Below are 22,697 nucleotides of genomic sequence, written 5' to 3' on the forward strand. Positions count from 1 at the left end.
TGGAATATGCCCGAAGCGCTTGTTGGGGTGACTGTACGTCAACCATGCTGTCTCGCAAGGGAATCACGTTCCGTGATCCTTGTTCTGGCCATGCAGAAAATGGCTACGATCGTGGCCCTTGTGAGGCGCGAGGCGATGTGTCCGCCGGTTCGGATGGTGTGAGCGGTGCAGGTGCTTCAAGTGCAGCTGGAGATCCGGCCCGACCCGGCAGAGGTGGGGCGAGCCCGGAGGTGGGCCCGTTCGCGGCTGGCCGGGTCCGGGATAGGGGCCGACGAACCGCTCGCCGAGACACTGATCCTGCTCGTCTCCGAACTCGTCACCAACGCCGTGGTGCACACCGGCTGTCCGGCTGTGCTGCGGCTGTCCCTGCCGGGCGGGGCCGAGGCCGCCACCGTCCGCCTGGAAGTGGCCGACTCCAGCGCCCGGCCCCCGTGCCCCCGGCACGCCGAGGGCGACGAGACCAATGGCCGCGGCCTGGAACTCGTGGACGGCCTCGCGGACCGCTGGGGCTGGAACCCTGAAGGCGCCGGCAAGCGCATCTGGTGCGAGGTGGACCGCTGTGCGCCCGAAGCTTTGGGGCAGACCGCGTATCCGGCGTACGAGGACTTCGCGTACGAGGCGGTCTAGGCCGCAGATTCTGTGGTGGGCGCACGGGTTCGCGCATGTATGCACGAACCTCGTGAACAGAACCTCGGTTGTGGCTGAATGCGCCGGGGAGTGCTTCTGTACGCGCTGTCATAAATGGGACGTAAACTGATAATTCCCCGAACGGGTGTTGACGTGACGTGTCCGTTTGATCACGCTTGTGTTCAGCGATTCGCCGCGAGGGGACGGCGAGGGTTTCGGTGACGGGAGCCCTCGGCGAGTGTGGGTCGCGATTCGGCGTCGGCTCCTACAGGGCCAGGAGGAGCAGGGCGGGTACGCCGGAGCCGGATGGCGGCGCGCGGTGCCGTGCTCGGGGCGAGCAGTGACGCGCCGCCAGCCGACCCTCTCCTGGACGGGCTTGTCCCGTGCCCCCTGCCCCGGGTGGGCTTTTGGGCGCTCTCCTCTTGCGCGGGCTTGTGCGGCAGGGCTTCTACAGCAGGGCGACCGGCGCCACCGGTGTGCCCGTGCCGCCTACGAAGGGTTCGGGCATCGCCGACAGCAGGAAGGTGTAGCGCCCTTCTTTTCCACAGGCTGTGGACAACCCTTCGAGATTCCAGTTCTGGCCCTGCAGCATCCCCATCTCGACCAGGTCGAGCGCGTGCACGGGCAGCCAGAGGTCCTCGATCTCGGGCGGAAAGATCTCGAAGGTGAGGGTGTCGTTCGCGACCGCCGCGACATCGCGCGCGTGGAACCACTCCGGGGTACGGACGGACAGCCCGGGTGACGGATATCCGTACCCGTCCTTGTCGCCCGCGAGATACACCTGGATCTGCCCGGTCCGTACGAGGACGATGTCGCCCGCCCGTACTCGTGTCCCGGCCAACTCCTCGGCGGCGTCCAGGTCTTCGGGTGTCACGGCATGCCCGCCGTCCAGCCGGTCCTTGCCCCGCGCTCGCGCGACGTCGAGCAGTACGCCGCGCGAGACGATGTGCCGCGGCTTGTCGATCCCGCTGAATTCGGCGCCGCCGTGCGGGGTGATCGTGTCGGCCGGGCGGCCGTTGTAGAGCTTCCCGGAGTGTGAGACATGGGTCAGCGCGTCCCAGTGGGTCGCCGCCTGGAGCCCCATGGTCACGGCGTCGTCGCTGCAGGCCACGGTGCCCGGCCCGAAGAGCTCCTGATTGATCTGCACCATGGCGTGCAGCGGATTGACGCGCCCCGGGATCATGCCGGTCTGTACGCCGTCCTGCCGGAGGGGGAGGGCGAGGGGGACGCGGCGGCCACTGCGGACGCAGCCGGCGGCCTCCCGTACGACGTCGTCGGTGATGAGATTCAGGGTCCCGATCTCGTCGTCGGCCCCCCATCGCCCCCAGTTGTTGACTCGCTTGGCGATCTCGTGGAACTCGGCCGGCAGTGACATGAGTCCTCCCCGGGGGCTTGTCTCCAGGTATCTGACGGGTCGTAGAATCCGAGTTGAATCTAACGGACCGTCAGAAACTGCGGGAAGGGGCCGGGCGTGGGGAACTTCTTGGCAGGCAAGGTCATCGCCGTCACGGGGGCGGGGCGGGGGATCGGCCGTGCCGTCGCCCTCGCCGCGGCGGCCGAGGGCGCGCGCGTCGTGGTCAACGACTACGGCGTCTCCATCGAGGGCGCGGAGCCGACGAGTTCGGTCGCCGACGCCGTCGTCAAGGAGATCGAGGCGGCGGGCGGCGACGCGGTCGCGGTGGCCGACGACATCTCGACGATGGCGGGCGGGCAGCGGGTCGTCGACGCTGCGCTGACGTCGTACGGGCGCATCGACGGAGTGGTGTGCGTGGCCGGCATCCTTCGCGAGCGCATGCTCTTCAACATGTCCGAGCAGGAATGGGACCCGGTGGTCGCCACCCACCTCAAGGGCACGTTCACGCTCTTCCGCGCCGCCTCCGCGGTGATGCGCAAGCAGGGCTCCGGGACGCTGATCGGTTTCACCAGTGGCAATCACCAGGGGTCGGTGTCGCAGGCCAACTACAGCGCCGCGAAGGGCGGAATCATCTCCCTCGTCCGGAGCGCCGCGCTCGGCCTGCACAAGTACGGGGTCACGGCGAACGCGGTCGCCCCCGTCGCGCGGACGCGCATGTCGGCGAACGTCCCCATGGAGCTGAAGGAGATCGGCGAACCGGAGGATGTGGCCGCGCTGGTGGTCTACCTGCTGTCGGACCGCGCTCGGGAGGAACGGATCACCGGGCAGGTGTACACCATCGCCGGCCCCAAGATCGCGGTGTGGGCCCAGCCCCGGGAACTTCGCGCCGGATACGCCGAGGGCACCTGGACCGCCGAGAAGATCGCGGACTTCCTGCCGGGGACCGTGGGGGTGGATCCGATGCCGCTGCTGGAGCGGGTGGAGGCGATGGCCCGAGCGGCGGCTTCCAAGGAACGCCCGAACGCCTAGGGGTTTCGCCGGGCCGCGCGATCCACCCCTCGCTCGGCCCGAACCCCGGGTACCCAGGCAAGCGACATCCAGTCGGCCAACGTGGAGGCGGCAACCGTGGAGTTCGGATTCGGCCCGGAGGACGAGACGTTCCGGGGGGAGGCACGCGCCTGGCTGGAGGCGCACCTCACCGGTGCCCCCGCCCGTCGGGACTGGGAACGTGAGCTCGGCCGGGACGGCTGGATCGGCCTCGGCTGGGACGAGTCCGGATACGGCAACCGGCGCGGCAGCCTGACCCAACAGGTCGTCTGGGCCGAGGAGTACGCCCGGGCGAAAGCCCCCGCCCGCTCGGGCCACATCGGCGAGAACCTCCTGGCGCCAACCCTCATCGCCCACGGAACGCAGGAACAGAAGGCCCGCTTCCTGCCTCCCGTCGCCCGGGGCGAGGAACTCTGGTGCCAGGGCTACAGCGAGCCGGGAGCCGGCTCGGACCTGGCGGGCGTGCGCACCGCTGCCGTACGCGACGGCGACTCCGGCTCCTACCGGGTCACCGGCCAGAAGATATGGACGTCCCTCGCCCACGAGGCGGACTGGTGCTTCGTGCTCGCCCGTACGCAACCGGACTCCACCCGCCACCACGGCCTGTCCTTCCTTCTCGTCCCGATGGACCAGCCGGGCCGCATCGAGGTCCGCCCGATCCGCCAGCTGACCGGCACGAGCGAGTTCAACGAGGTCTTCTTCGACGGCGCCTCGGCCCGTGCCGAGCACGTGGTCGGCGGCGAGGGGAATGGCTGGGGTGTCGCGATGAGTCTCCTCGGCTTCGAGCGAGGCGTGTCGACGCTGGCCCAACAGATCGGCTTCGCCGAGGAGTTGGGGCGCGTGGTGAAGACGGCCGCCGCGACCGGCGCGGTCGCCGATCCCGTCGTACGCGACCGGCTCGTACGCCAGTGGGCCGAGCTGCGCACGATGCGCTGGAACGCCCTGCGCACGCTGGGGAGTTCCGGAATCCCTGGAGATGCCGGGGCGCCCAGCGTGGCGAAGCTGCTGTGGGGTGGCTGGCACCGGCGGCTCGGTGAGCTGGCGGTGCAGGTGCGGGGGGCGGGGGCGGCGGTGGGCCCGGCGGACTGGTCGGCGACGGCACCGTACGAACTCGACGCCCTCCAGCACCTGTTCCTGTTCAGCCGGGCCGACACGATCTACGGCGGTTCGGACGAGATTCAGCGCACGATCATCGCCGAGCGCGTGCTCGGCCTGCCTAGGGAGCCCAAGGGCTGAGGGAGTCGCGATGCGAGGCGTGATCTTCGACGGGAAGCAGACCCAGGTCGTGGACGATCTGGAGATACGGGATCCGGGGCCGGGGGAGGTACGGGTCGCGATCTCCGCGGCCGGGCTGTGCCACAGCGACCTCTCCGTGGTGGACGGGACCATACCGTTCCCCGTTCCCGTGGTGCTCGGCCATGAGGGCGCGGGTGTGGTGGAGGCGGTGGGCGCCGGCGTCACTCATGTCGAGCCCGGCGACCATGTGTCGCTGTCCACGCTCGCCAACTGCGGGGCCTGCGCCGAGTGCGACCGGGGACGGCCGACGATGTGCCGCAAGGCCATCGGAATGCCGCAGCAGCCGTTCGCGCGGGACGGACGGCCGCTGTACCAGTTCGCCTCCAACTCGGCTTTCGCGGAACGGACGTTGGTGAAGGCGGTCCAGGCGGTGCGGATCCCGAAGGACATCCCTCTGACGTCGGCCGCGCTCATCGGCTGCGGCGTTCTGACGGGCGTCGGCGCCGTCCTGAACCGTGCCCGCGTGAACCACGGCGACAGCGTCCTGGTCATCGGCACCGGCGGCATCGGCCTCAACGTCATCCAGGGCGCCCGGATCGCGGGCGCCTTGAAGATCGTCGCGGTCGACTCCAACCCGGCGAAGGAGTCGGTGGCACGCCAATTCGGCGCGACGCACTTCCTGGCCTCGACGGAGGGCGTGAAGGACATCCTCCCCCTGGGCGCGGACCACGCCTTCGAGTGCGTCGGACGGATCGAACTCATCCGCCAGGCCATCGACTCGCTGAACCGCCACGGCCAAGCGGTCCTCCTCGGAGTCCCGCCGGCGACGGCCGAGGCGTCCTTCCTCGTCTCGTCCATGTACCTGGACAAGTCGATCCTCGGCTGCCGCTACGGTTCGTCGCGCCCACAGCGTGACATCGCCCTGTACGCGGACCTGTACCGGGAGGGCCGCCTGCTCCTGGACGAACTGGTGACGGCCACCTACCCGGTGGAGGAATTCGACAAGGCGGCCCAGGACGCGCATGAGGGGAGGGTGGCGAGGGCGGTGCTGACGTTCTAGCGGCGGCCCGGCTCCGAGCGTGGGTGCGGTGCGGCGAGGGGCGGACAGTTGTCCACAGGGCGGGAAATCTCATGGGCCCCTGTCGGACCCGCCCCGTACCGTCATCGCATGACCTACCGAGACGTCGCCTCCAAACAGGCCCTGGCCTGGGCCGTCGTGGCCATCGGCGCCCGCATGCCGGTGGCCATGGCCCCCTTGGCCCTGGTGTTCCTGACCCGCGAGCGCCCCGGCGGCTACTCTCTCGGCGCGGCCCTGGCAGCGGCGTACGTGATCGGTGAAATCGCGGGCGCCCCCTTCCTGGGCACCCGCATGCGCCCCCACAGAGCCCGCCCGCAACTGGCCGTGGGCCTGGCGGGAGGCGCCACCGGCTTCGCGGGCCTGGCCGCGTTCCCGCACGCGCACCCGGCGATACTCGCTGCGTTCGCCGCCCTCGCCGGCGCCGCCCCCTCCGCCGCTCCCGGCGGCCTGCGCGCTCTGCTCACCGCCATGGTCCCGAAGCGCGCCGTGGCCCAGGCCCTGTCCGCCGAGTCGATGCTGACGTTCGGCATATGGTCCCTGACCCCGGCGGCGGTCACCGGCCTCGCGCTGGGCGTCGCCCCCAGGATCCCGCTGCTCCTCGCGGCCGCCCTGATGGCGTCGTCGGTCGCCGGCCTGTGGATGCTGCCCGCGGGCTGGGCCGCGGACGAGGCGGATCGCGACGGCGAGTCGATGGCACGGATCCTGTCGAGGGCCTGGCCGGCGTACGTGACGGGCGCGGCCGGTCTCTCCCTCCTCGCCCTCGCCGAACTCGTCCTGCCCGCCCTCCTCGAACAGCGCGGCACGGGTGTCGGCTGGGCGGGCCCGCTGCTCACGGGACTGTCGCTGGGCTCGGCGGCGGGTGCGTTCCTGTACGGGCTGCGCGACTGGCCGGGCCGACTGCGGACCCGAAGCGTGCTGCTGCTCTGCGCGATGTCCGCGTGCGTGGCGCTGGTCGCGCTGATACCGGCCCTCGCCTGGATGGCGGCGGCGCTCGTCCTCGCGGGAGTGCTGCAGGCGGGCGCCATGCTCACCCGCAACCTGTCGCTGCGCGAGATCCTCCCGCCGAGCGCGCTGGCCGCGGGCTACTCGGTGATGTACGCGGCCGTGGGCGCGGGTTACGCCGCGACCGGCTCCCTCGCGGGAGCCCTGCTCCACTTCGTGGCGCCCTCGACCGCGATCCTGGCCGGAGTCGGGCTCACCCTGCTGCTCACCGCTGTGGGCGCGCTGGGGGAGAGCCGCCGGACGGCGAGCGTGGTGAGCGCGGGTGAGCGCTCAGCCTCCAGAGGAGACAAGGGAGTTGTCGAAAGCCCCGCCGGCCCCGGACCGGAACGTGCGCCGATATGCAGTGGGAGTGACACCGAGCGCCGCCTGTAGGTGCTGCCGCATCGACTGGGCCGTGCCGAAGCCGGCGTCCCGCGCCACGTGGTCGATCGACAGGTCGCTGGACTCCAGCAGGTGCCGGGCCCGTTCGACGCGCTGCTGGGTGAGCCACTGCCCGGGGCTGACGCCGACCTCCTCGCGGAAGCGGCGCGTGAAGGTGCGTACGGACATGGACTCCTGCTCGGCCATGTCGCGCAGCTGGATCGGCTCGTGGAGGCGGCCGAGCGCCCAGGCGCGGGCGGCGGTCGTGCCGGCCGCCTGCGCGTCCGGCACGGGGCGCTGGATGTACTGCGCCTGGCCGCCGTCGCGGTGCGGTGGTACGACGGTGCGGCGGGCCACCTCGTTGGCGACGGCGGCGCCGTGGTCGCGGCGTACGAGATGGAGGCACAGGTCGATACCGGCCGCGACACCGGCGGAGGTGAGGACGTCCCCGTCGTCGATGAAGAGCACATCGGCGTCGACGTTGATCCGGGGGAAGAGCTCCTGGAAGTGCTCGGCGTGCATCCAGTGCGTGGTGGCCGGGCGGCCGTCGAGACAGCCGGCGGCGGCGAGGACATAGCCGCCGGTGCAGATGGAGACGAGGCGGGTGCCGGGGCGGATGTGGGCGAAGGCGGCGGCCAGTTCGGGGGTGAGCACGCCTTCCTCGTAGACGGGGCCGAGTTCGTACGAGGCGGGGACGACGACGGTGTCGGCGGTGGCCAGCGTCTCCGGGCCGTTCGCGACGAGGACGGCGAAGTCGGCGTCCGTCGCGACCGGGCCGGGCGGCCGGACCGAGCAGGTGACGACGTCGTACAGGGGCCGTCCGTCCGCGTCGCGTGCCTTGCCGAAGATGCGTTGCGGGATGCCCAGCTCGAAGGGCAGCAGCCCGTCGAGGGCGAGGACGACGACGCGATGGCTGGAGGGCACCTGCTGCCGGGAGGCTGCTGCCGGTGCGGGTGCCTGCTGCGAGGGCGCCGTGTGCGAGGGTGCCGTCTGCGCGGGTGCCGTGTGCGCGGGTGGCTGCTGCGAGGGCGCCGTCTGCGCGGGTGCGGTGTGCGAAGGTGCCTGCTGTTCGGCCATGGCCCGATCCTAGCGAATGCTGTCCCTTGGGCCAGTGGTTCGCCGGGGCCCGATCCCGGAAGCTCTATGACGTGACCCAGACAACCGATGCCATCACCCCCACACAGGAGCCCTCCGTCCCGGGCCGCCCCCGTATCCACCGCGCATGGTTCGTCGCCGCCGTCACCTTCGTGACGATCATCGGTGCGGCGGCCTTCCGTTCGCTGCCGGGGCTGCTGATCGATCCGCTGCACCAGGAGTTCCACTGGTCGCGCGGCACGATCGGCGCGGCGGTCTCGATCAACCTCGCGCTGTACGGACTGACGGCGCCCTTCGCGGCCGCGCTGATGGACCGCTTCGGCATCCGGCGCGTGGTGGCCGTCGCCCTGACGGTGATAGCGCTCGGTTCCGGGCTGACCGTGTGGATGACGGCCGCCTGGCAACTCCTGCTCTGCTGGGGCCTGCTGGTCGGTCTGGGCTCCGGCTCGATGGCGCTCGCGTTCGCGGCGACGGTCACGAACCGCTGGTTCACCGAGCGGAAGGGCCTGGTGACGGGCATCCTGACGGCGGCCTCGGCTTCCGGCCAGCTGATCTTCCTTCCGCTGCTCTCCTGGATCGTCACGGAGCACGACTGGCGTCCCGCCGCGGTGACGGTGGCCCTGGCGGCCCTCGCGGTCGTTCCCTTCGTATGGCTGCTGCTGCGGGACCACCCGGCGGACGTGGGTCAGAAGCCGTACGGGGCGAAGGAGTTCGTGCCGAAGCCCGAGCCGGTGCAGGGGGCCGCCCGGCGCGCGGTGACCGTCCTGCTCTCCGCGGTCCGTACCGGCCCCTTCTGGCTGCTGGCGGGGACGTTCGCGATCTGTGGCGCCTCCACGAACGGCCTGATCCAGACCCACTTCGTGCCCGCGGCCCACGACCACGGCATGCCCGTCACGGCCGCCGCCTCGCTCCTCGCGGTGATCGGCGTCTTCGACGTGGTCGGCACGGTCGCCTCGGGCTGGTTCACCGACCGCTTCGAGCCCCGCCGGCTGCTGGCGGTGTACTACGCGCTGCGTGGCATCTCGCTGCTCTTCCTTCCGATGCTCCTGGCCTCGACCGTGCACCCCCCGATGATCTTCTTCATCGTCTTCTACGGCCTCGACTGGGTCGCCACGGTCCCGCCCACCCTGGCCCTGTGCCGCGAGCAGTACGGCGAGGACAGCGCCATCGTCTTCGGCTGGGTCCTCGCCTCGCACCAGGTCGGCGCCGCCCTCGTCGCCTTCCTCGGCGGCGTCGCACGGGACACGTTCGGCTCGTACAACGTCGTCTGGTACGCCTCGGGCGCATTGTGCGCGGTGGCGGCGCTGATGGCGCTGGTGATCCGGCGGCGACCGGTTCGGATGGCGACGGCCCTGGCCTGACCGAGGCCGACGGGATGAAGCAGGCCTGGTCGACCGGATGAGGGGCGTCCGGACAGGTCCTAGATGAAGCGCCCCTTGTGGAACAGCAGTGGCGTCATGTCGTCGGCGCCGTCCCCGGTGCCGAGCGCGTTCACCCGCCCCACCACGATCAGGTGGTCCCCGCCCGTGTGCACCGCGTGGATCGTGCAGTCGATCCAGGCCGCGGCGTCCGCGAGGCGGGGTGAGCCGGAGACGGGCGCCGCGTCGTACACGACCCCGGCGAACTTGTCCGCGCCGCTCACCGCGAAGCCGCGGCACAGTTCGCCCTGGTGGGCGCCGAGGACGTTCACGCAGAAGACGCCCGCGCGTGCGATCCGCGGCCAGGTCGTCGACGTACGGCCGACCATGAAGCAGACCAGCGGAGGGTCGAGGGAGAGGGAGGAGAAGGACTGGCAGGCGAAACCGGCCGGGCCCGTCATGTCTTCGCCGTCGCCGGCCGGTGCGGTCACCACGGTCACGCCGGTGGCGAAGTTCCCCAGCACGCGGCGGAACTCGGCCGGATCGACCGGCGCCCGTTCGTCGTCGCCGACCGCGCGCAGATCCGGGCGCGGCAATGCCTCGACGGGCCCCGCGACGGTGGGGGCCCCGGCCGACCTGAGGTAGCGGACGGCGGCGGCCGCCATCCCTGCGTGTCCCATCACATCAACCATTGAAGCTGACGGATCGTCAGATAGGAAGGGGTGCGACCCCGCGCCCCCTGCCCCGCCCCTCCCGTGTCCCTGCCCCGCCCCTCCCGTGTCCCTCCCCCGTACCCCCCACGTATCTTTCGCCTCATGGGGTGGGGAGACACATGGCGGTCCAAGCGCTCAGGGCTGGGCTGGGCGAACGCCGAACTGAACGTTGCCGCGGCACTCTGCGCGGCGCAGCTGGCGGTGTCCTGCGCGATCTGGTGGGTCGGGACGTTCGACGACGACGCCCACGGCGCGGGGTCCGGCGGTGGACTCGCCGCCGCCGGTCTGCTGTGCATGCTCGTCTTCGGCCCGCTGCTCCTCGCCGTCCTGGGCCTGTTGCACGCGGCCGCGCACACCATGCCGGCCGCCACGCTCGCCCGCCTCGCGACCCGGCGCGTCGGCGGCTCCGAGGAGGCCTGGCACCTGGCGTTCGTGGCCGTACTCGGTGTGCTCTGGGCGGCCGTGGCCGTCGTACTCGGCGTCCCGCCCACCGGCACGATCGCCCTGCTCATCGCGGCGTCCGGTGTCGTGCCCGCGCTGGGCGTCAGGTACGTCCGGCGGCGGGAGCGCGCCACCGGCCGCGCCCCGCGCAGCCACCGCATCTGGGTCCGCTCGGCGCTCGCGTCGTTCGGAGCGTGCGTGCTGGTTGCCGGCGTGGGCCTCGTGGGCCTTTCCACGGGACTCATCAAGGAGTACGAGCCCCCGAAGCTGTCCGCCGAGCAGCTCGCGGGAGTCTGGCGGGGCGACGGTGGCGCCGTACTGCGGCTGCGCGCCGGCGGCCGGGCCGAACTCACCGCGCTGCCCGCCCAGCCCGAGTTCGGAGACGTGACGACCAAGGAATTCACGCGGTGCGACGGGACGGGGAGTTGGTTCCTCGACACCGAGGGCCGCTACGACCCGTACGTCGACACAGGTGATTCTTCGGGGCGCGACGGCGTCGTCGTACGCATCGAAGACTGCGGCCACGACACGTACTGGACCATCGGCGGCAGCGAGGCCCGCCCCGAGCTGTTCGTGCTGTTCGGCGACCCCGACTCGGGGGACCTGCGCATCTTGAAGCGGGACTGACCCGGCGGCCGCCCGGCCGACTCAGCGGCCCTTGTACCGAGGGCTGCGCCGCTCAACGAAACTTGCGACCCCCTCGTTGGCGTCGGCCGTCGTCATATTGATCTCCTGAGCGGCCGCCTCGGCGGCGAAGGCGGTCGCGCGGTCGGTGTCGAGGGAGGCGTTGACCAGCTGTTTGGTGAGAGCGAGGGCGCGGGTCGGGCCGGTGGCGAGGCGCTCGGACCACTCACGGGCGGTCTTCTCCAGTTCGTCCGGCGGCACGACCCTGTTGACCAGGCCGATCCGTTCCGCGTCCACGGCCGTCAGCGCGTCGCCGAAGAACATCAGCTCCTTGGCGCGCTGCGGACCGATGAGGCGGGGCAGCAGATAGGCCCCGCCGCCGTCGGGGACGAGCCCGCGCCGCACGAACACCTCGATGAACTTGGCAGGCTCCGCCGCGAGTACGAGGTCGCAGGCGAAGGCGAGATGCGCGCCGATCCCGGCCGCCGTCCCGTTGACCGCCGCGATCACCGGTTTCTCGCAGTCGAGGACGGCGGCGATCAGGCGCTGGGCGCCACGGCGGATGGTGCGGGCGACGTCGCCGGGCACCCGTTCCCCGGCCGGCGGTCCGCCGCGCAGGTCCGCGCCGGCGCAGAAACCGCGGCCCGTCGCCCTGATGACGACGGCCCGTACGTCCGGGTCGGCGGACGCCTCCGCGAGCAGCGCGATCACCCGTTCCCGCTGGTCCCAGGTGAGGGCGTTCATCGCCTCGGGGCGGTTGAGGGTGATCCACGAGACGGCGTTGTCAGTGGCGTGAAGTATCAATGAGTCGAGGGACTTTTCTGCGGATGCGGGGGATGCGGGGGATGCGGGGGATGCGGGGGATGCGGGGGATGCGGGAGCTGCACGGGATTCGGCGGATTCAGCGGACTCGCGGGGTTCAGGGGATTCGCGGGATTCAGGGGATTCACGGGGGGAGTCGGACATGGGGGTACTCCGTTTCGTACGGGGAGTGGCGGGCCTCTTGCTCAGGAGGCGTGGAGGTGCGGATGACCGCTCAGCGGCACACCACCAGCGCGTCCAGCGCGACGGCTCCCTGCCCCCTGGGCAGCACCATCAGTGGATTGATGTCCAACTCCGCGATGTCGTCCCCCAGCTCGAGCGCCATGCGCTGCACCCGGATCACGACCTCCAGCAACGCGTCCACATCGACCGGCGGCCCCCCGCGGACCCCGTCGAGGAGCGCCCGCCCCCGCAGCTCGGACAGCATGGCCCGCGCCTGGTCCTCGCCGAAGGGCGGCACGCGGACGGCCGCGTCCCGCAGCACCTCGACGAGGACGCCGCCGAGTCCGACGGTCACGGTCGGTCCGAAGAGTTCGTCGTGCGTGACGCCGACGACCATCTCGACGCCCCGCTCGACCATCTGGCACACGAGCACCCCGTCGAGCGAGATCCCTTCGTAGCGCGCGATGTCGGTCAGCTCGCGGTAGGCGTCGCGGACCTGGCTGGCGGAGGTCAACCCGATCTTCACCAGGCCGAGTTCGGTCTTGTGGGCGATCTGCGCGCCGGAGGCCTTCATGACGACGGGGTAGCCGACCTGGCTCGCCGCCCGCACGGAAGCCGCCGCGCTGGTCACCAGCTGCTCGCGCGGCACGCGGATCCCGTACGCGCGCAGCAGCTGCTTGGCCGCGTGCTCGCTCAGCTGCTGCCCGGGACGCATCAGCGCCTGCGCCTTGCGGAAGGAGGGCGAGGGAGTGCGCGGTGCCTCGTCGAAGGGGGAGCGGTACGCGGAGACGAACCGGTGATGGTCCAGGTAGGCGCGCACGGCGGTGATGCAGTTGGCGAAGGTACGGAAGGTGGCGACCCGGGACGACCCGAGCAGCGTCTCGCGGTACGCGGCCTCCGTACCGACCGGCGACCCCCACACCACACACACCAGCTTGTCCGTCTGCTCCGCGGCGTCCACCAGATCCTGTGCGAGCTTGTCGCTCATGGGCGGGAAGGGCCCGGTGATGGGGCAGATCAGCACCCCGACGGCGGGATCGGCGAGGATCGCGTCGATGATCTTCCGGCCGCGCCAGTCGCCGACGGGGTGGCCGCCGTTGTCGACGGGATTGGCGACGTTCAGGTACTCGGGTATCCACTCGTGCAGCTCGGTCTGCTTGTCGGACGACAGCGTGGGCAGGGACAGGCCCGCCTCGCTCGCCAGGTCCGCGAAGTGCGCGCCCGTGCCGCCCGAGATCGAATAGACGACGACACCGTCGGCCCGGGGGGCGCGGGCGCGCGCCAACAGGGCCGCGGTGTCCTGGAGTTCGTCGAGTCCGTCGACGCGGATCACGCCGTACTGCCGCATCGCCGCGTCCACCACCGTGTCGGCGCCGGTCAGCTTGCCGGTGTGTGAGGCGGCGGTACGGGCGCCGGTCTCGGTGCGGCCGACCTTGACGGCGACGACGGGCACCCCGCGCCGCGCGGCGCGGTCGGCGGCGAGCATAAAGGACCGACCGTCCTTCAGTCCCTCGACGTAGCAGGCGATGGCGCCGACCTCGGGCTGTTCGGAGAAGTAGGAGATGAAGTCGGCGGTCTCCAGGTCGGCCTCATTGCCGGTGGGTGCCCAGTGGGAGAGCCGCACCCCCAGTTCCTGCATCGCGAACACCGGCCGTCCCTGGTGGCCGGACTGGGTGATGAGCGCGATCGCTGGACCGTCGAGGTCGTCGCGGAACCTCTCGAAGGCGTTGAGGTTGGTGTTGGGCCCGAGCAGCCGCAGGCCGGAGCGGCGGACAGCGGTGGCGAGGCGGGTCTGAGCGGCGGCGCCCTCGGCTCCGGTCTCGGCGAACCCGGAGGCGAACGCGACGGCGAACTTCACCTTGGAAGCGGCCAGTTCCTCGATCACGGGAAGGGGGTCGCCGACCAGGAGCACAGCCAGGTCGACCTGCTCGGGCAGGTCCGCGACGGAAGGGGAGCAGGGTATGCCGAAGACGGACTGACGGGTGGGGTGTACGGGGTGCAGCCGGGCACCGACCCGCTCGGCCCAGGCGATCAGCTGCCGGGTGATGCCGGTGTTCGGCCGTCCCTCGGCGTCCGAGGCGCCGACGACGGCCACCGACTCGGGACGGAAGAAGCGGTCCAGGTCGGGTACGTCGGCGTACAGCGGACGGCCGCTGACGTCCAGGTCGTCGACCTCGGCCGGCCGGCCGTGCACGACCGGTGAGGGTTGCTCGCCGCAGGCGATGACCCGGGCCCGGCGGGAGTCGGTGGTGAGGGTGCCGTGGGTTGATCCAAGCATCGGTCCGCCCGCTCCTGTGTGACAGCCAACTTCTAACTGACGCAGTGTCAGATTAACTAACTGACGCCGCGTCAGGAACCGTTGTGCAGGCAAAGACCTGTGGCGGGCACCTTGGCGGTACCCGCCACACGGAAGTCAGGAACGCCGTACGGAGGCAAGCGACCCGTCACAGCGCCGCCAGGACCTCCTTCGCCACCCGCTCGCCGGAGCGGACGGCGCCGTCCATGTAGCCGTTCCAGTAGGTGGAGGTCTCGGTGCCGGCCCAGTGGATGCCGCCGGCCGGTCTGCGCAGGGCCGGGCCGTACTCGGTGAGGACGCCGGGCGGGGCGTAGGCGACCGGGCCGCCGCGGGAGAAGCCCTCGTTGTCCCAGCGTTGGAGTACGAAGGAGGTGGGGGACTTGGCCTTGTCGCCGAAGTAGAGGGCGTAGTCCTTGAGGACGGCAGCCTTGACCTCGTCGACGGAAGAAGCGTCGAACGCGCGCATCTCGTCGGCCTCGATGAAGCCCATCAGGGCGCCGTAGGAGGCGTCGGGCGGCGAGTTGTCGAAGGTGGAGCGGACGATGCCGGTATCGCTGACGACCTGGCCGTTGAGACCGTCGGCGCGCCAGAACGGGGTGTCGTACACGGCGATCGCCTTGCCGATCGAGCCCATCGGCAGCCGCTGGCTGAGCTGGTCGCGGTCGGCGGGCAGCAGCGGGTCGTACGTGATGCGCGCGGCCAGCGGTGGCGGCAGGGCGACGACGACGCGGCGGGCGGTCACCGTGATCCCGTCCGCGGCCACCAGGTACTTGCTGCCGGACAGGGTGATGGAGCGGACCGGGGCGCCGAGCACCACACGGTCGCCGAGGGTCGCGGCGAGCTTGATCGGCACCTGCTGGGAACCGCCGACGAAGCGGTTCTCCTGGGCGCCGGCGGCGGTCTCGGTCAGTCGTTCCAGGGTGCCGGGGGTCGAGGCGTTGCCGGCGGCGGCGATGTAGAAGAGGACGTGGAGGAGGGAGAGTTCGCGGGGCTGTGCCGAGAAGATGGACGTGCAGGCCACGTCGAAGAGGAACTTGGCGGAGGGGATGACGGCGTTCGCCCTGAGCCAGGTCTCGAAGGTCTGCCGGTCCCATTCCTCGGCCTTGGCGGCGGTCCAGGGCGCGTCGACCGGCACCTTCGTGGCCATGTCGTCGAGCAGGGCCTGGACGGCGGCGGCGTTGGCGAGTCCGGCGACGTCGATGGGCGGGACCGAGCCGAGGAGGCCGTCGGTGGCGTAGGGGGTACGGGTGCCGTCCTTGTAGAGCAGGTTCTTTCCGGTGTTGTACGTGGCGAAGGTCGCCACGCCCAGGGAGTCGGCGAGGGCCTTGATGCGGTCCTGGGTGGGGCCGATGAACTCGCCGCCTCCCTCGGTGAAACCGCCGTTCGCCAGCTTCAGGTTGACTACTCGGCCGCCGACGCGGTCGCGGGCCTCCAGGACGACCACGGACCTGCCGGCCGCCACCAGGTCACGGGCCGCGGTGAGTCCGGCGAGCCCGCCGCCGACGACGGCGACGTCGGCCTCGCGGGCCTCGCGGGCGGCGGAGGCTGCGGAGGCGGTGGTGCCGGTGAGGGCGACCCCCGCGAGCCCGGTCGCGGCGGCGCCGCCGAGTATCGAGCGCCGGGAGAGCTGTCTTTCTCGTGCCACGTTCATCCTCCGTCGAATGCGAGAGGTTGGGTGGAGCTGGAAAGTGAGCAGGGCTCGCATTCTGGCCCCCATGGCCGGATCGGTACAGCACTCTCGCCACATCTGACGCACGCGTAACACAGGTGCTACGTCAGGAAGTTGAGAGTTTCTACGCCGGACGCCGCCGAAGTCAGCGCGGGACGGGCGACGGTTTCCGCGTCATGGAGCGGGCCACCGCCTTCGCTATCTTCTCGGCGTCGAGGGCGAGTTCGCGGAACATGCCGCTGATGGGGTTGGTGAAGCCGGTGAAGTACAGGCCGGGGGCGTTCCTGGGGGTGCGGGCGCCGTGCACGACGGGGCGTCCGCGGTCGTCGAGTACGCCGAGGTGCCCCACGACCCCCTCCAGCGCACGGACGTAACCCGTCGCGGCGATCACGACGTCCGGGCCGATGCGGTTGCCGTCGGCGAGGACGACCTTGCCGTCCTCGAATCCGTCCACCGCGGCCACGATCTCCACCCGGCCCTTGCGGACGGCGTCGATGAGGCCGACGTCCTGGACGGGGATGGAGCCCTCGTTGACGCGGGAGTAGAGCCCGGTGTCGGGGCGGGGCAGCCCCTGGGCCGACAGGTCCGGCACGCTCAGCTTGGCCATCGGCCCGGCGAGTCGGTCGACGAGGCGCACCGGCAGCCGCCGTACGAGAACCCCGGTGAACTGGGCGGCCCAGCCGGCCGTCGAGCGACGCACGATGTGCGGGGCCGTGCGGACCGAGAGCCGTACGCGTGAGGCGCCGCCCTCGATCAGGTCCACGGCGATCTCGGCGCCCGTGTTGCCGACGCCGACGACGAGGATGTCGCGACCGGCGTAGGGGGCGGGGTTGCGGTACTCGCCGGCGTGCAGGAGTTCGCCGGTGTAGGTGGCGCGGCCGGACCAGTCGGGCAGGTGGGGCGTGTGGTTGTAGCCGGTGGCGACGACCACCGCGCTGCCGGTCAGCTCGCGGCCGCCGGTGGCGTGCAGCAGCCAGCCGTCGCCGCCCGGCGCGGGCTCGATGCGCGAGACCTCGACGCCCGTGACGATCTCCAACTGGTGGTGTTCGGCGTACTTCTCCAGGTAGCGCACCACGTTGTCACGTGACACCCACCGCCCGAACGAGCGTGGCATCGCGAGGCCCGGCAGCGCGGACAGCCGTCGCGTCGTGTGCAGGTGCAGCCGGTCGTAGTGGCGCCGCCAGGACGCCCCGACCTTGTCGGACTTCTCCAGCACGACGGCCCGTACGCCCTGGGCGCGCAGCGCGTAGGCCGCCGCGAGTCCACCGGGGCCGCCGCCGATCACGTACACGGGGCGGTCTTCGTGGGTCGGCACCGTGCGGGGCGTCGAAGAAGCAGTCGAGTCGGCCATGAGCGCGAGCGTAATCACGCCCCTGCTTGATAGGTCTCGGTCAAGACCGGAATCGGTTGCGAACTGATCACGGGTGTAGGAGGAGTGGGTGGGGCCGGTGGCGTAGGTCACTTGGTTGTGCGTGGGGTGTGCAGAGGCGACTGGCTCCCGCCTCTTGCGTAGGCCTGCTCCGTACGCTGAACTGACGTACCGTCAGATTTGGTAAGTGCGGCAGGAGGTTCGGCCATGGACACGATCTGGCTCAGCGGGGCGGAGTGGCTGGCCGTGCTGCGGATCGGGCTCGGGCTGTGGTGGCTGGAGAGCTGGCGGCACAAGGACAAGAAGGGCTGGTTCGAACGCGGGACCGGGATCGCGTGGGCGGCGGACGTCGCGGCCAAGCATCGGTGGAACGCGGTGCGCGCGGGCTTCGACGTGGTGGTCGCGCCGCGCCCGCGGACGATGGCGTACGTCGTCGTGTACGCCGAATTGGCCCTCGGGCTCGGCCTGGTCGCCGGACTGCTGACGCCGATATCACTGGTCGGGGGGCTGCTCCTGAACGTCCTCTATCTCGTCCTCATGATCCACGACTGGGCCGAGCAGGGGCAGAACTCGATGATGGCGCTGATCTCGGTGGTCGGGCTGTTCGGAATGTCGTGGCAGACGTGGTCGCTGGACAGCGCGATCGGACTGTTCCAGTGAGCGCGGGGTTCGACGTGCCCGAGGTGGACCCGTTCACCCGCCCCTACTGGGACGGAGCGGCACAGGGGCGGCTGCTGGTACGGCGCTGCGGTGGGTGCGGGCGGGCCCATCACTATCCGCGGGAGTTCTGCCCGTACTGCTGGAGCGAGGACGTGGAGTGGGAGCGGGCGAGCGGCCGGGCCTCGCTCTACACCTGGTCCGTCGTCCACCGCAACGACCTGCCGCCGTTCGGCGAGCGTGTGCCGTACGTCGCGGCCGTCGTCGATCTCGCGGAGGGCCCCCGGATGATGACCGAGGTGGTGGAGTGCGCGGAAGACGCGCTGGGCGTCGGGATGGAGCTGGAGGTCGCCTTCCGCGCGGGGGTGCCGGTCTTCCGGCCCCGGACGCCGCTTCCCCCGGGCTCGCCGGGCGTGAGTCCGGCGTGAGCCGACGGTGCGGGGTCCCCCCGGGGTGGGCCCCCTACGGCCGACGCGTTTCAATGGCCGGATGGCTGATGTCCATGAGCACCACGCGACCCATCCCTCCCCCGAGCTGAGCGGTCACGGTCTGCGGCTGCGCCTCTGGAACGCGGCGTCCGACGCCGACGTCGCGGCGTATCTGCGCGGGCTGTCCGACCCGGAGTTCCAGCGCTGGAACACTCCGCTCAGGATGATCCGGGACCTCGACGGCGCGCGGGAGTCGCTCCGCTCGCGCACCGAGAGCACGGCGGACGGTACCGGGTTCCCCTTCTGCGTCGAGGACGCGGACACCGGAGCGATCCTCGGCCACATCGGCGTCAACGACATCAACCACGTCATGAGCCGTGCCATCGTCGGCTACTGGGTCCTCCCCGAGGCCCGCGGCCGCCAGGTCGCCACCCGCGCCCTGGCTCTCGCCGCCCGCTACGGCTTCACCGACCTCGGCCTGCACCGTCTGGAACTGGGCCATGCCGTCGGCCACGAGGTGTCCTGCCGCGTCGCCGAGCGCTGCGGATTCCGGTACGAGGGGACGCTGCGGGGCTCGATGTTCGAGGCGGGGCGGCATGACGCGTTCCGTGACGAGCATCTGCACGCGCGGCTGGCGACGGATCCCGAGCCGCACCTGGGGCTGCCGGAGGTGTCATAATGCCGCATCCGGGACTGCCGGAGCGCCGTAATGCCGCATCCGGGACTGCCGGAGCGCCGTAATGCCGCATCCGGGACTGCCGGAGCGCCGTAATGCCGCATCCGGGACTGCCGGAGCGCCGTAATGCCGCATCCGGGACTGCCGGAGCGCCGTAAAGCCGCACCCGGGACTGCCGGAGGCGTGGTAAATCGGAGGCGCGGCGCGGTGGGCCCACGGGATCATGGGACATGGACTCTGGTGCGTACGACTGGCAGCTCACCCATGACCTGGACGCCTTCCTCGGACGGGCCGGGGAGTTCCTTCGCTCGCGGCCCGCGGAGCACACCGTGGCGCTGACGGTGACGGACGCGTTGCGCCGGCGCGGGCCGCACGGGTTCGGGGAGGGGACGCCGGTCTTCGGGTTCCTGGAGCGGGAGGGTTCCGTACGGGCGACCTTCTTCCGGACACCGCCGTACCAGCTGAGCGTCACACCGCTGTCCGAGGAGGACGCGGACGCCCTCGCCGCCCGGCTCGCGGACGCGGGGCACAGCCCGCCCGGGGTCTCCGCCGACCGCGCCACCGCCACGGTCTTCGCCGAGGCCTGGCAGCGGCGGGCGGGAGCCACGGTCACGCTCCGGCGACAGGAGCGGCTGTACCGCCTCGGCACCCTGACGCCGCCCGAGCCCGCGCCGCCCGGCCGGGCCAGGGTCGCGACCGAGGCCGACCGGGACCAACTCGCCCGCTGGTGGGCGAAGTTCACCGAGATCATCGGCGATCGCAGCTCGCGCGACGCCGGCGCCTGGGCCGACGACCGGATCTCGTACGGCGGCGTCACCCTCTGGGAGACCCCCGACGGCACCCCCGTCTCCATGGCCGGCGCGACCGCGCAGGTCGCCGGGCAGATCCGCGTCGCCCCCGTCTACACCCCGGCCCACCTTCGCGGCCACGGTTACGCGGGCGCCGCCACCGCCGAGGTCAGCCGCGTCGCGCTCGCCTCCGGAGCCGAGGAGGTACTGCTCTTCACCGACCTCGCCAATCCCACCAGCAACGGCCTCTACCAGCGCATCGGCTACCGCCCGGTCTCGGACTTCGCGACGTACGACTTCACGGCGTAGGACTGCGGGGGGCGTGGGACTGCGGGCACATGAGACTGCAGGACGTGGGACTGCAGGACGTACGACCGCGGGACGTGGGACTGCAGGACGTGGGACTGCAGGACGTACGACCGCGGGACATGCGACTGCGGGCACATGAGACTGCGTGACATGCGACTGCAGGACCTACGACCGCGGGACGTACGACGTCAAGGCCACAGCAGCTCCTTGAGCCAGCCGGCGGCGTCCGCGTCGCGGCGGTATGTGAGGCGTACGTGCCGCCGCCGGGCGTCGCCCTGGAAGAACTCCACCTCGTCCGGCTGGAGGCGGTAGAGGTTCCAGGTGGGGGCGGGTGCATCCGGCTCCAGCCGGGCCCGTTCCCACGCCGCGTCCGACGCCCGCGCCAACTCCTCCCGCGACGGCAGGACTTCGCTCTGCCGGCCGACCAGCGCGGCGGCCAGCGCACCCGTGGAACGGGCGTGCAGGTCGGCCTGGCCCTCCTCCGGCGGCGCGACGGCGACGGGGCCACGCAGCCGGACCTGTCGCCCTTGCGCGGGCCAGTAGAAGCCGAGGGCGGCATAAGGGCGGGCGGCCAGCTGCCGCCCCTTGCGGCTCGTCGCGTGCGTCGCGAACGACCAGCCGTCCGCGTCCGCGCCGTGCAGCATCACGATGCGGACGTCGGGCAGGCCCTCCTCGTCCGACGTCGCCAGCGACATCGTGTGCGGCTCCGGCTGCCCGGCCGCCACGGCCTCCGCGAACCACCGCGTGAACAGGGCCAACGGCTCCTCCGGCGCCACTTCCGGCTCGAAGCCGGGCAGCTCCGTGTCCCACACCCGCAGCGATCTCAGCAGCTCATGAAGATCCGGTTCCATGCCCCGAGTATCACTCGCGGGTCCGGCACAGCTGTCCGACACAGCTGTCCGACACAGCTGTCCGACACAGCTGTCCGACACAGCTGTCCGACACAGCTGTGCCGGCGGCTCCCCGGCAGTTCCACGTCCAGGTCTGCAGGGCCCGCCGCAGTTGATGAGCACGGAGGAAGGCCGCAATCCGGTCTTCGTCGAGAACCGGGGAGGCAGTACGTTGATCTCCGAGCCGGAGCAGGTCCACGGACTTCTTCGATCTGTTCGGCATGCTGCCTGCCCAGGCACTCACGCCTGGGGAGTCCGCAGAAGTCGCAGAAGTCATCGAGAGGAAAGCGGGGCGACTGTGAACGCGACCGAATTCGCCTGGTTCAAGTCGAGTTGCAGCACCAACGAGGGCGGCGCCTGCTTCCTCCGCACCGTCCGTTGAGGCCCAGGCCCATAACGGGCGCCGCACTCACCGGCGCCCTCCTGCTCGGCCTCACCGCATGCGGCGTCGGGAAGCCGTCGCCCTGGATCACCGCGCCCGAGGTCTTCTATCTGCGTCCCCTCGGTGACAAGTCCGGGCCCTCGGACAAGGAGCCCTTCCATCTCAGGGCCGAGGACGGCAGAGGCGCAGGCGGTCGTCGGCTTACCGCGGACGTAGTGGGCGGCTCGGAACATGCTGTCCGGCTGCGCGGGAGCGGCGGCTGCAAGGGTGGTGCCACGCACGTCACGTGTGAGGTCGGCGCCGAGTACAACAACTGGGCGGACTTGGCGCGCGTCTCCCCGGTCGCCGCCAAGGGCAGCAAGCCCGGTGACACGGGCGTCGTGCGCTTCACGTACACCACGAAGGACGGGAAGAGGCTCACCGCACGTACCCGGTTCGTGGTCGGTGAGCCCGTGGTCGAGGCGCTCGTCCCCAAGTTGCTGGAGCACGTCAGTCCGGGCGCCGAGGTGACCAGCCCCGTCGTCGTCCGGAACACCGGCGAGGTGCCGGTCGTGGGGCTGGGACTGGAACTCAGCTCCGGCGGGCTGGAGTTCGAGAAACAGTATGCCAATTGCCGCTACCCGGAGATCAGCCACCACCACATCGCGGTGTGCCGTTTCCCGGACCTGCGGATCGCGCCGGGGGAGGCCGTCGTCCTCAGGCCGGCCCTGCGGCTGCGCGCCCCGAAGACGCAGATGTACACCTCCTTCGGCCGCGACGTCTGGGCCCTGGACATGGGCCCGGGCCAGTACGGCAGCTATCCGAAGGGCGGCGACCACGGCGACGGCCCTACCCTCGAGGCCGAGGTCACCAAGGACACGAAGGGCACCTTCGGGAAGGGCGGCGGTCCCACGTACCTGGCCCTCGACACCCACGCCGACTACGAGGTCTCCGACGTCGACCTGCACGGCGCCCCCGGCACCAAGCGCACGCTCCGCCTCACCGTCCGCAACAACGGCCCCGCCGACTCCGGTTCCTCCACCCAGCTGGTGTTCAGCCCTCCCTTCGGTCTGACCCTGCTGAAGCAGCCCATGGAGGAGTACGACGACGACGTCTTCAGGCCCTACTGCGAGAGCAATGGCTTCGCGTACACCTGTGACGTCGGCGCACTCGGGCCGGGAAAGTCCCGCACCTTCGAGTTCACCGTGCGCCTCGGCGACCCGGGGGAGGGGACTGTCGGCCTCCTGGACAAGGACCCGCCCAGCGAGTTCGACTCCGGCCGCCACGACCCGAACCCGTCCAATGACGAGGCGACCATCACGGTAGGGCCCTAGA

At 71.2% G+C, this 22,697-nt stretch carries 20 protein-coding genes; 12 read left to right on the forward strand and 8 right to left on the reverse strand.

What is annotated here, in order from left to right:
- Nucleotides 1-165 precede the first annotated feature (165 nt).
- On the forward strand, nucleotides 166-627 hold the full coding sequence (locus IEY95_RS13650) for an ATP-binding protein (protein WP_189186255.1): 462 nt from the start codon (nucleotides 166-168) through the stop codon (nucleotides 625-627).
- A gap of 448 nt (nucleotides 628-1,075) precedes the next feature.
- Here IEY95_RS13650 and IEY95_RS13655 read toward each other — a convergent pair whose 3' ends face one another.
- Entirely contained in the window at nucleotides 1,076-2,002 is a 927-nt protein-coding gene (locus IEY95_RS13655; protein WP_189186256.1) for a cyclase family protein, read from the reverse strand.
- Between the two features lie 96 nt (nucleotides 2,003-2,098).
- Between IEY95_RS13655 and IEY95_RS13660 the strand changes: the two genes are divergently transcribed.
- From IEY95_RS13660 to IEY95_RS13675, 4 genes are all read left to right on the forward strand, one after another.
- Nucleotides 2,099-3,010, forward strand: a complete 912-nt coding sequence (locus IEY95_RS13660; RefSeq protein WP_189186257.1) for an SDR family oxidoreductase — start codon at nucleotides 2,099-2,101, stop codon at nucleotides 3,008-3,010.
- A 96-nt stretch (nucleotides 3,011-3,106) separates the two neighbouring features.
- Nucleotides 3,107-4,264: an acyl-CoA dehydrogenase family protein gene (locus IEY95_RS13665; protein ID WP_189186258.1), complete on the forward strand. Its 1,158-nt coding sequence runs from the start codon at nucleotides 3,107-3,109 to the stop codon at nucleotides 4,262-4,264.
- 10 nt (nucleotides 4,265-4,274) lie between these two features.
- Nucleotides 4,275-5,324 carry a Zn-dependent alcohol dehydrogenase gene (locus IEY95_RS13670; RefSeq protein WP_189186259.1) on the forward strand — a complete coding sequence of 350 codons (1,050 nt, stop codon included), beginning with the start codon at nucleotides 4,275-4,277 and terminating at the stop codon, nucleotides 5,322-5,324.
- 108 nt (nucleotides 5,325-5,432) lie between these two features.
- On the forward strand, nucleotides 5,433-6,716 hold the full coding sequence (locus IEY95_RS13675) for an MFS transporter (RefSeq protein ID WP_229702876.1): 1,284 nt from the start codon (nucleotides 5,433-5,435) through the stop codon (nucleotides 6,714-6,716).
- Here the strand turns inward: IEY95_RS13675 and IEY95_RS13680 are convergent.
- Nucleotides 6,615-7,781 (reverse strand): GlxA family transcriptional regulator, encoded by a 1,167-nt coding sequence (locus IEY95_RS13680; protein ID WP_229702879.1) that lies wholly within the window; start codon nucleotides 7,779-7,781, stop codon nucleotides 6,615-6,617. The two genes, IEY95_RS13675 and IEY95_RS13680, sit on opposite strands and share 102 nt — an antisense overlap.
- Nucleotides 7,782-7,852: 71 nt before the next feature.
- Here IEY95_RS13680 and IEY95_RS13685 point away from each other — a divergent pair, with 71 nt between their 5' ends.
- Nucleotides 7,853-9,160, forward strand: a complete 1,308-nt coding sequence (locus IEY95_RS13685; protein WP_189186260.1) for an MFS transporter — start codon at nucleotides 7,853-7,855, stop codon at nucleotides 9,158-9,160.
- A 59-nt stretch (nucleotides 9,161-9,219) separates the two neighbouring features.
- Here IEY95_RS13685 and IEY95_RS13690 read toward each other — a convergent pair whose 3' ends face one another.
- Nucleotides 9,220-9,837 (reverse strand): flavin reductase family protein, encoded by a 618-nt coding sequence (locus tag IEY95_RS13690; RefSeq protein ID WP_189186261.1) that lies wholly within the window; start codon nucleotides 9,835-9,837, stop codon nucleotides 9,220-9,222.
- Nucleotides 9,838-9,972: 135 nt separating this feature from the next.
- Here IEY95_RS13690 and IEY95_RS13695 point away from each other — a divergent pair, with 135 nt between their 5' ends.
- Entirely contained in the window at nucleotides 9,973-10,938 is a 966-nt protein-coding gene (locus tag IEY95_RS13695) for a hypothetical protein (RefSeq protein WP_189186262.1), read from the forward strand.
- Nucleotides 10,939-10,959: 21 nt separating this feature from the next.
- On the opposite strand, the gene IEY95_RS13700 is transcribed toward IEY95_RS13695, so the two are convergent.
- From IEY95_RS13700 to IEY95_RS13715, 4 genes are all read right to left on the reverse strand, one after another.
- Nucleotides 10,960-11,901, reverse strand: coding sequence for an enoyl-CoA hydratase/isomerase family protein (locus tag IEY95_RS13700; RefSeq protein ID WP_189186263.1), 942 nt, complete (start codon nucleotides 11,899-11,901; stop codon nucleotides 10,960-10,962).
- Nucleotides 11,902-11,971: 70 nt separating this feature from the next.
- Complete coding sequence (locus IEY95_RS13705) at nucleotides 11,972-14,197, reverse strand: acetate--CoA ligase family protein (RefSeq protein ID WP_189186264.1); 2,226 nt, start codon at nucleotides 14,195-14,197, stop codon at nucleotides 11,972-11,974.
- A 166-nt stretch (nucleotides 14,198-14,363) separates the two neighbouring features.
- Nucleotides 14,364-15,860 (reverse strand): flavin monoamine oxidase family protein, encoded by a 1,497-nt coding sequence (locus tag IEY95_RS13710; RefSeq protein WP_229702881.1) that lies wholly within the window; start codon nucleotides 15,858-15,860, stop codon nucleotides 14,364-14,366.
- Between the two features lie 169 nt (nucleotides 15,861-16,029).
- Nucleotides 16,030-17,235 (reverse strand): flavin-containing monooxygenase, encoded by a 1,206-nt coding sequence (locus IEY95_RS13715; RefSeq protein ID WP_189186266.1) that lies wholly within the window; start codon nucleotides 17,233-17,235, stop codon nucleotides 16,030-16,032.
- 225 nt (nucleotides 17,236-17,460) lie between these two features.
- On the opposite strand from IEY95_RS13715, the gene IEY95_RS13720 reads away from it, so the two are divergent.
- The 4 genes from IEY95_RS13720 (at nucleotide 17,461) to IEY95_RS13735 (ending at nucleotide 20,111) form a co-directional block, all read left to right on the forward strand.
- Nucleotides 17,461-17,913, forward strand: coding sequence for a DoxX family protein (locus tag IEY95_RS13720; RefSeq protein ID WP_189186267.1), 453 nt, complete (start codon nucleotides 17,461-17,463; stop codon nucleotides 17,911-17,913).
- A complete protein-coding gene (locus tag IEY95_RS13725) occupies nucleotides 17,910-18,338 on the forward strand; it encodes a Zn-ribbon domain-containing OB-fold protein (protein ID WP_189186268.1) in 429 nt (142 codons plus the stop codon). The genes IEY95_RS13720 and IEY95_RS13725 overlap by 4 nt, the downstream gene beginning before the upstream one ends.
- 61 nt (nucleotides 18,339-18,399) lie before the next feature.
- Nucleotides 18,400-19,017: a GNAT family N-acetyltransferase gene (locus tag IEY95_RS13730; protein ID WP_189186269.1), complete on the forward strand. Its 618-nt coding sequence runs from the start codon at nucleotides 18,400-18,402 to the stop codon at nucleotides 19,015-19,017.
- A gap of 227 nt (nucleotides 19,018-19,244) precedes the next feature.
- Complete coding sequence (locus tag IEY95_RS13735) at nucleotides 19,245-20,111, forward strand: GNAT family N-acetyltransferase (protein ID WP_189186270.1); 867 nt, start codon at nucleotides 19,245-19,247, stop codon at nucleotides 20,109-20,111.
- Nucleotides 20,112-20,299: 188 nt separating this feature from the next.
- Here IEY95_RS13735 and IEY95_RS13740 read toward each other — a convergent pair whose 3' ends face one another.
- The gene (locus tag IEY95_RS13740; RefSeq protein ID WP_189186271.1) at nucleotides 20,300-20,962 is read right to left on the reverse strand and encodes a pyridoxine/pyridoxamine 5'-phosphate oxidase; all 663 of its coding nucleotides are present in this window, start codon (nucleotides 20,960-20,962) and stop codon (nucleotides 20,300-20,302) included.
- Nucleotides 20,963-21,379: 417 nt separating this feature from the next.
- Here IEY95_RS13740 and IEY95_RS13745 point away from each other — a divergent pair, with 417 nt between their 5' ends.
- Entirely contained in the window at nucleotides 21,380-22,696 is a 1,317-nt protein-coding gene (locus IEY95_RS13745) for a COG1361 family protein (protein ID WP_229702883.1), read from the forward strand.
- The last annotated feature ends 1 nt before the right edge of the window (nucleotide 22,697 follow it).

This window comes from Streptomyces albiflavescens (assembly GCF_014645835.1).
Lineage (GTDB): Bacteria > Actinomycetota > Actinomycetes > Streptomycetales > Streptomycetaceae > Streptomyces > Streptomyces albiflavescens.

What these genes read in the sequence shown, in the direction of transcription:
- IEY95_RS13655 (WP_189186256.1), bottom strand. Translation starts at nt 2,002, where the DNA reads ATGTCACTGCCGGCCGAGTTCCACGAGATCGCCAAGCGAGTCAACAAC.
- IEY95_RS13670 (WP_189186259.1), top strand. Translation starts at nt 4,275, where the DNA reads ATGCGAGGCGTGATCTTCGACGGGAAGCAGACCCAGGTCGTGGACGAT.
- IEY95_RS13675 (WP_229702876.1), top strand. Translation starts at nt 5,433, where the DNA reads ATGACCTACCGAGACGTCGCCTCCAAACAGGCCCTGGCCTGGGCCGTC.
- IEY95_RS13680 (WP_229702879.1), bottom strand. Translation starts at nt 7,781, where the DNA reads ATGGCCGAACAGCAGGCACCTTCGCACACCGCACCCGCGCAGACGGCG.
- IEY95_RS13690 (WP_189186261.1), bottom strand. Translation starts at nt 9,837, where the DNA reads ATGGGACACGCAGGGATGGCGGCCGCCGCCGTCCGCTACCTCAGGTCG.
- IEY95_RS13695 (WP_189186262.1), top strand. Translation starts at nt 9,973, where the DNA reads ATGGGGTGGGGAGACACATGGCGGTCCAAGCGCTCAGGGCTGGGCTGG.
- IEY95_RS13700 (WP_189186263.1), bottom strand. Translation starts at nt 11,901, where the DNA reads ATGTCCGACTCCCCCCGTGAATCCCCTGAATCCCGCGAATCCCCTGAA.
- IEY95_RS13705 (WP_189186264.1), bottom strand. Translation starts at nt 14,197, where the DNA reads ATGCTTGGATCAACCCACGGCACCCTCACCACCGACTCCCGCCGGGCC.
- IEY95_RS13715 (WP_189186266.1), bottom strand. Translation starts at nt 17,235, where the DNA reads ATGGCCGACTCGACTGCTTCTTCGACGCCCCGCACGGTGCCGACCCAC.
- IEY95_RS13720 (WP_189186267.1), top strand. Translation starts at nt 17,461, where the DNA reads ATGGACACGATCTGGCTCAGCGGGGCGGAGTGGCTGGCCGTGCTGCGG.
- IEY95_RS13730 (WP_189186269.1), top strand. Translation starts at nt 18,400, where the DNA reads ATGGCTGATGTCCATGAGCACCACGCGACCCATCCCTCCCCCGAGCTG.
- IEY95_RS13735 (WP_189186270.1), top strand. Translation starts at nt 19,245, where the DNA reads ATGGACTCTGGTGCGTACGACTGGCAGCTCACCCATGACCTGGACGCC.
- IEY95_RS13740 (WP_189186271.1), bottom strand. Translation starts at nt 20,962, where the DNA reads ATGGAACCGGATCTTCATGAGCTGCTGAGATCGCTGCGGGTGTGGGAC.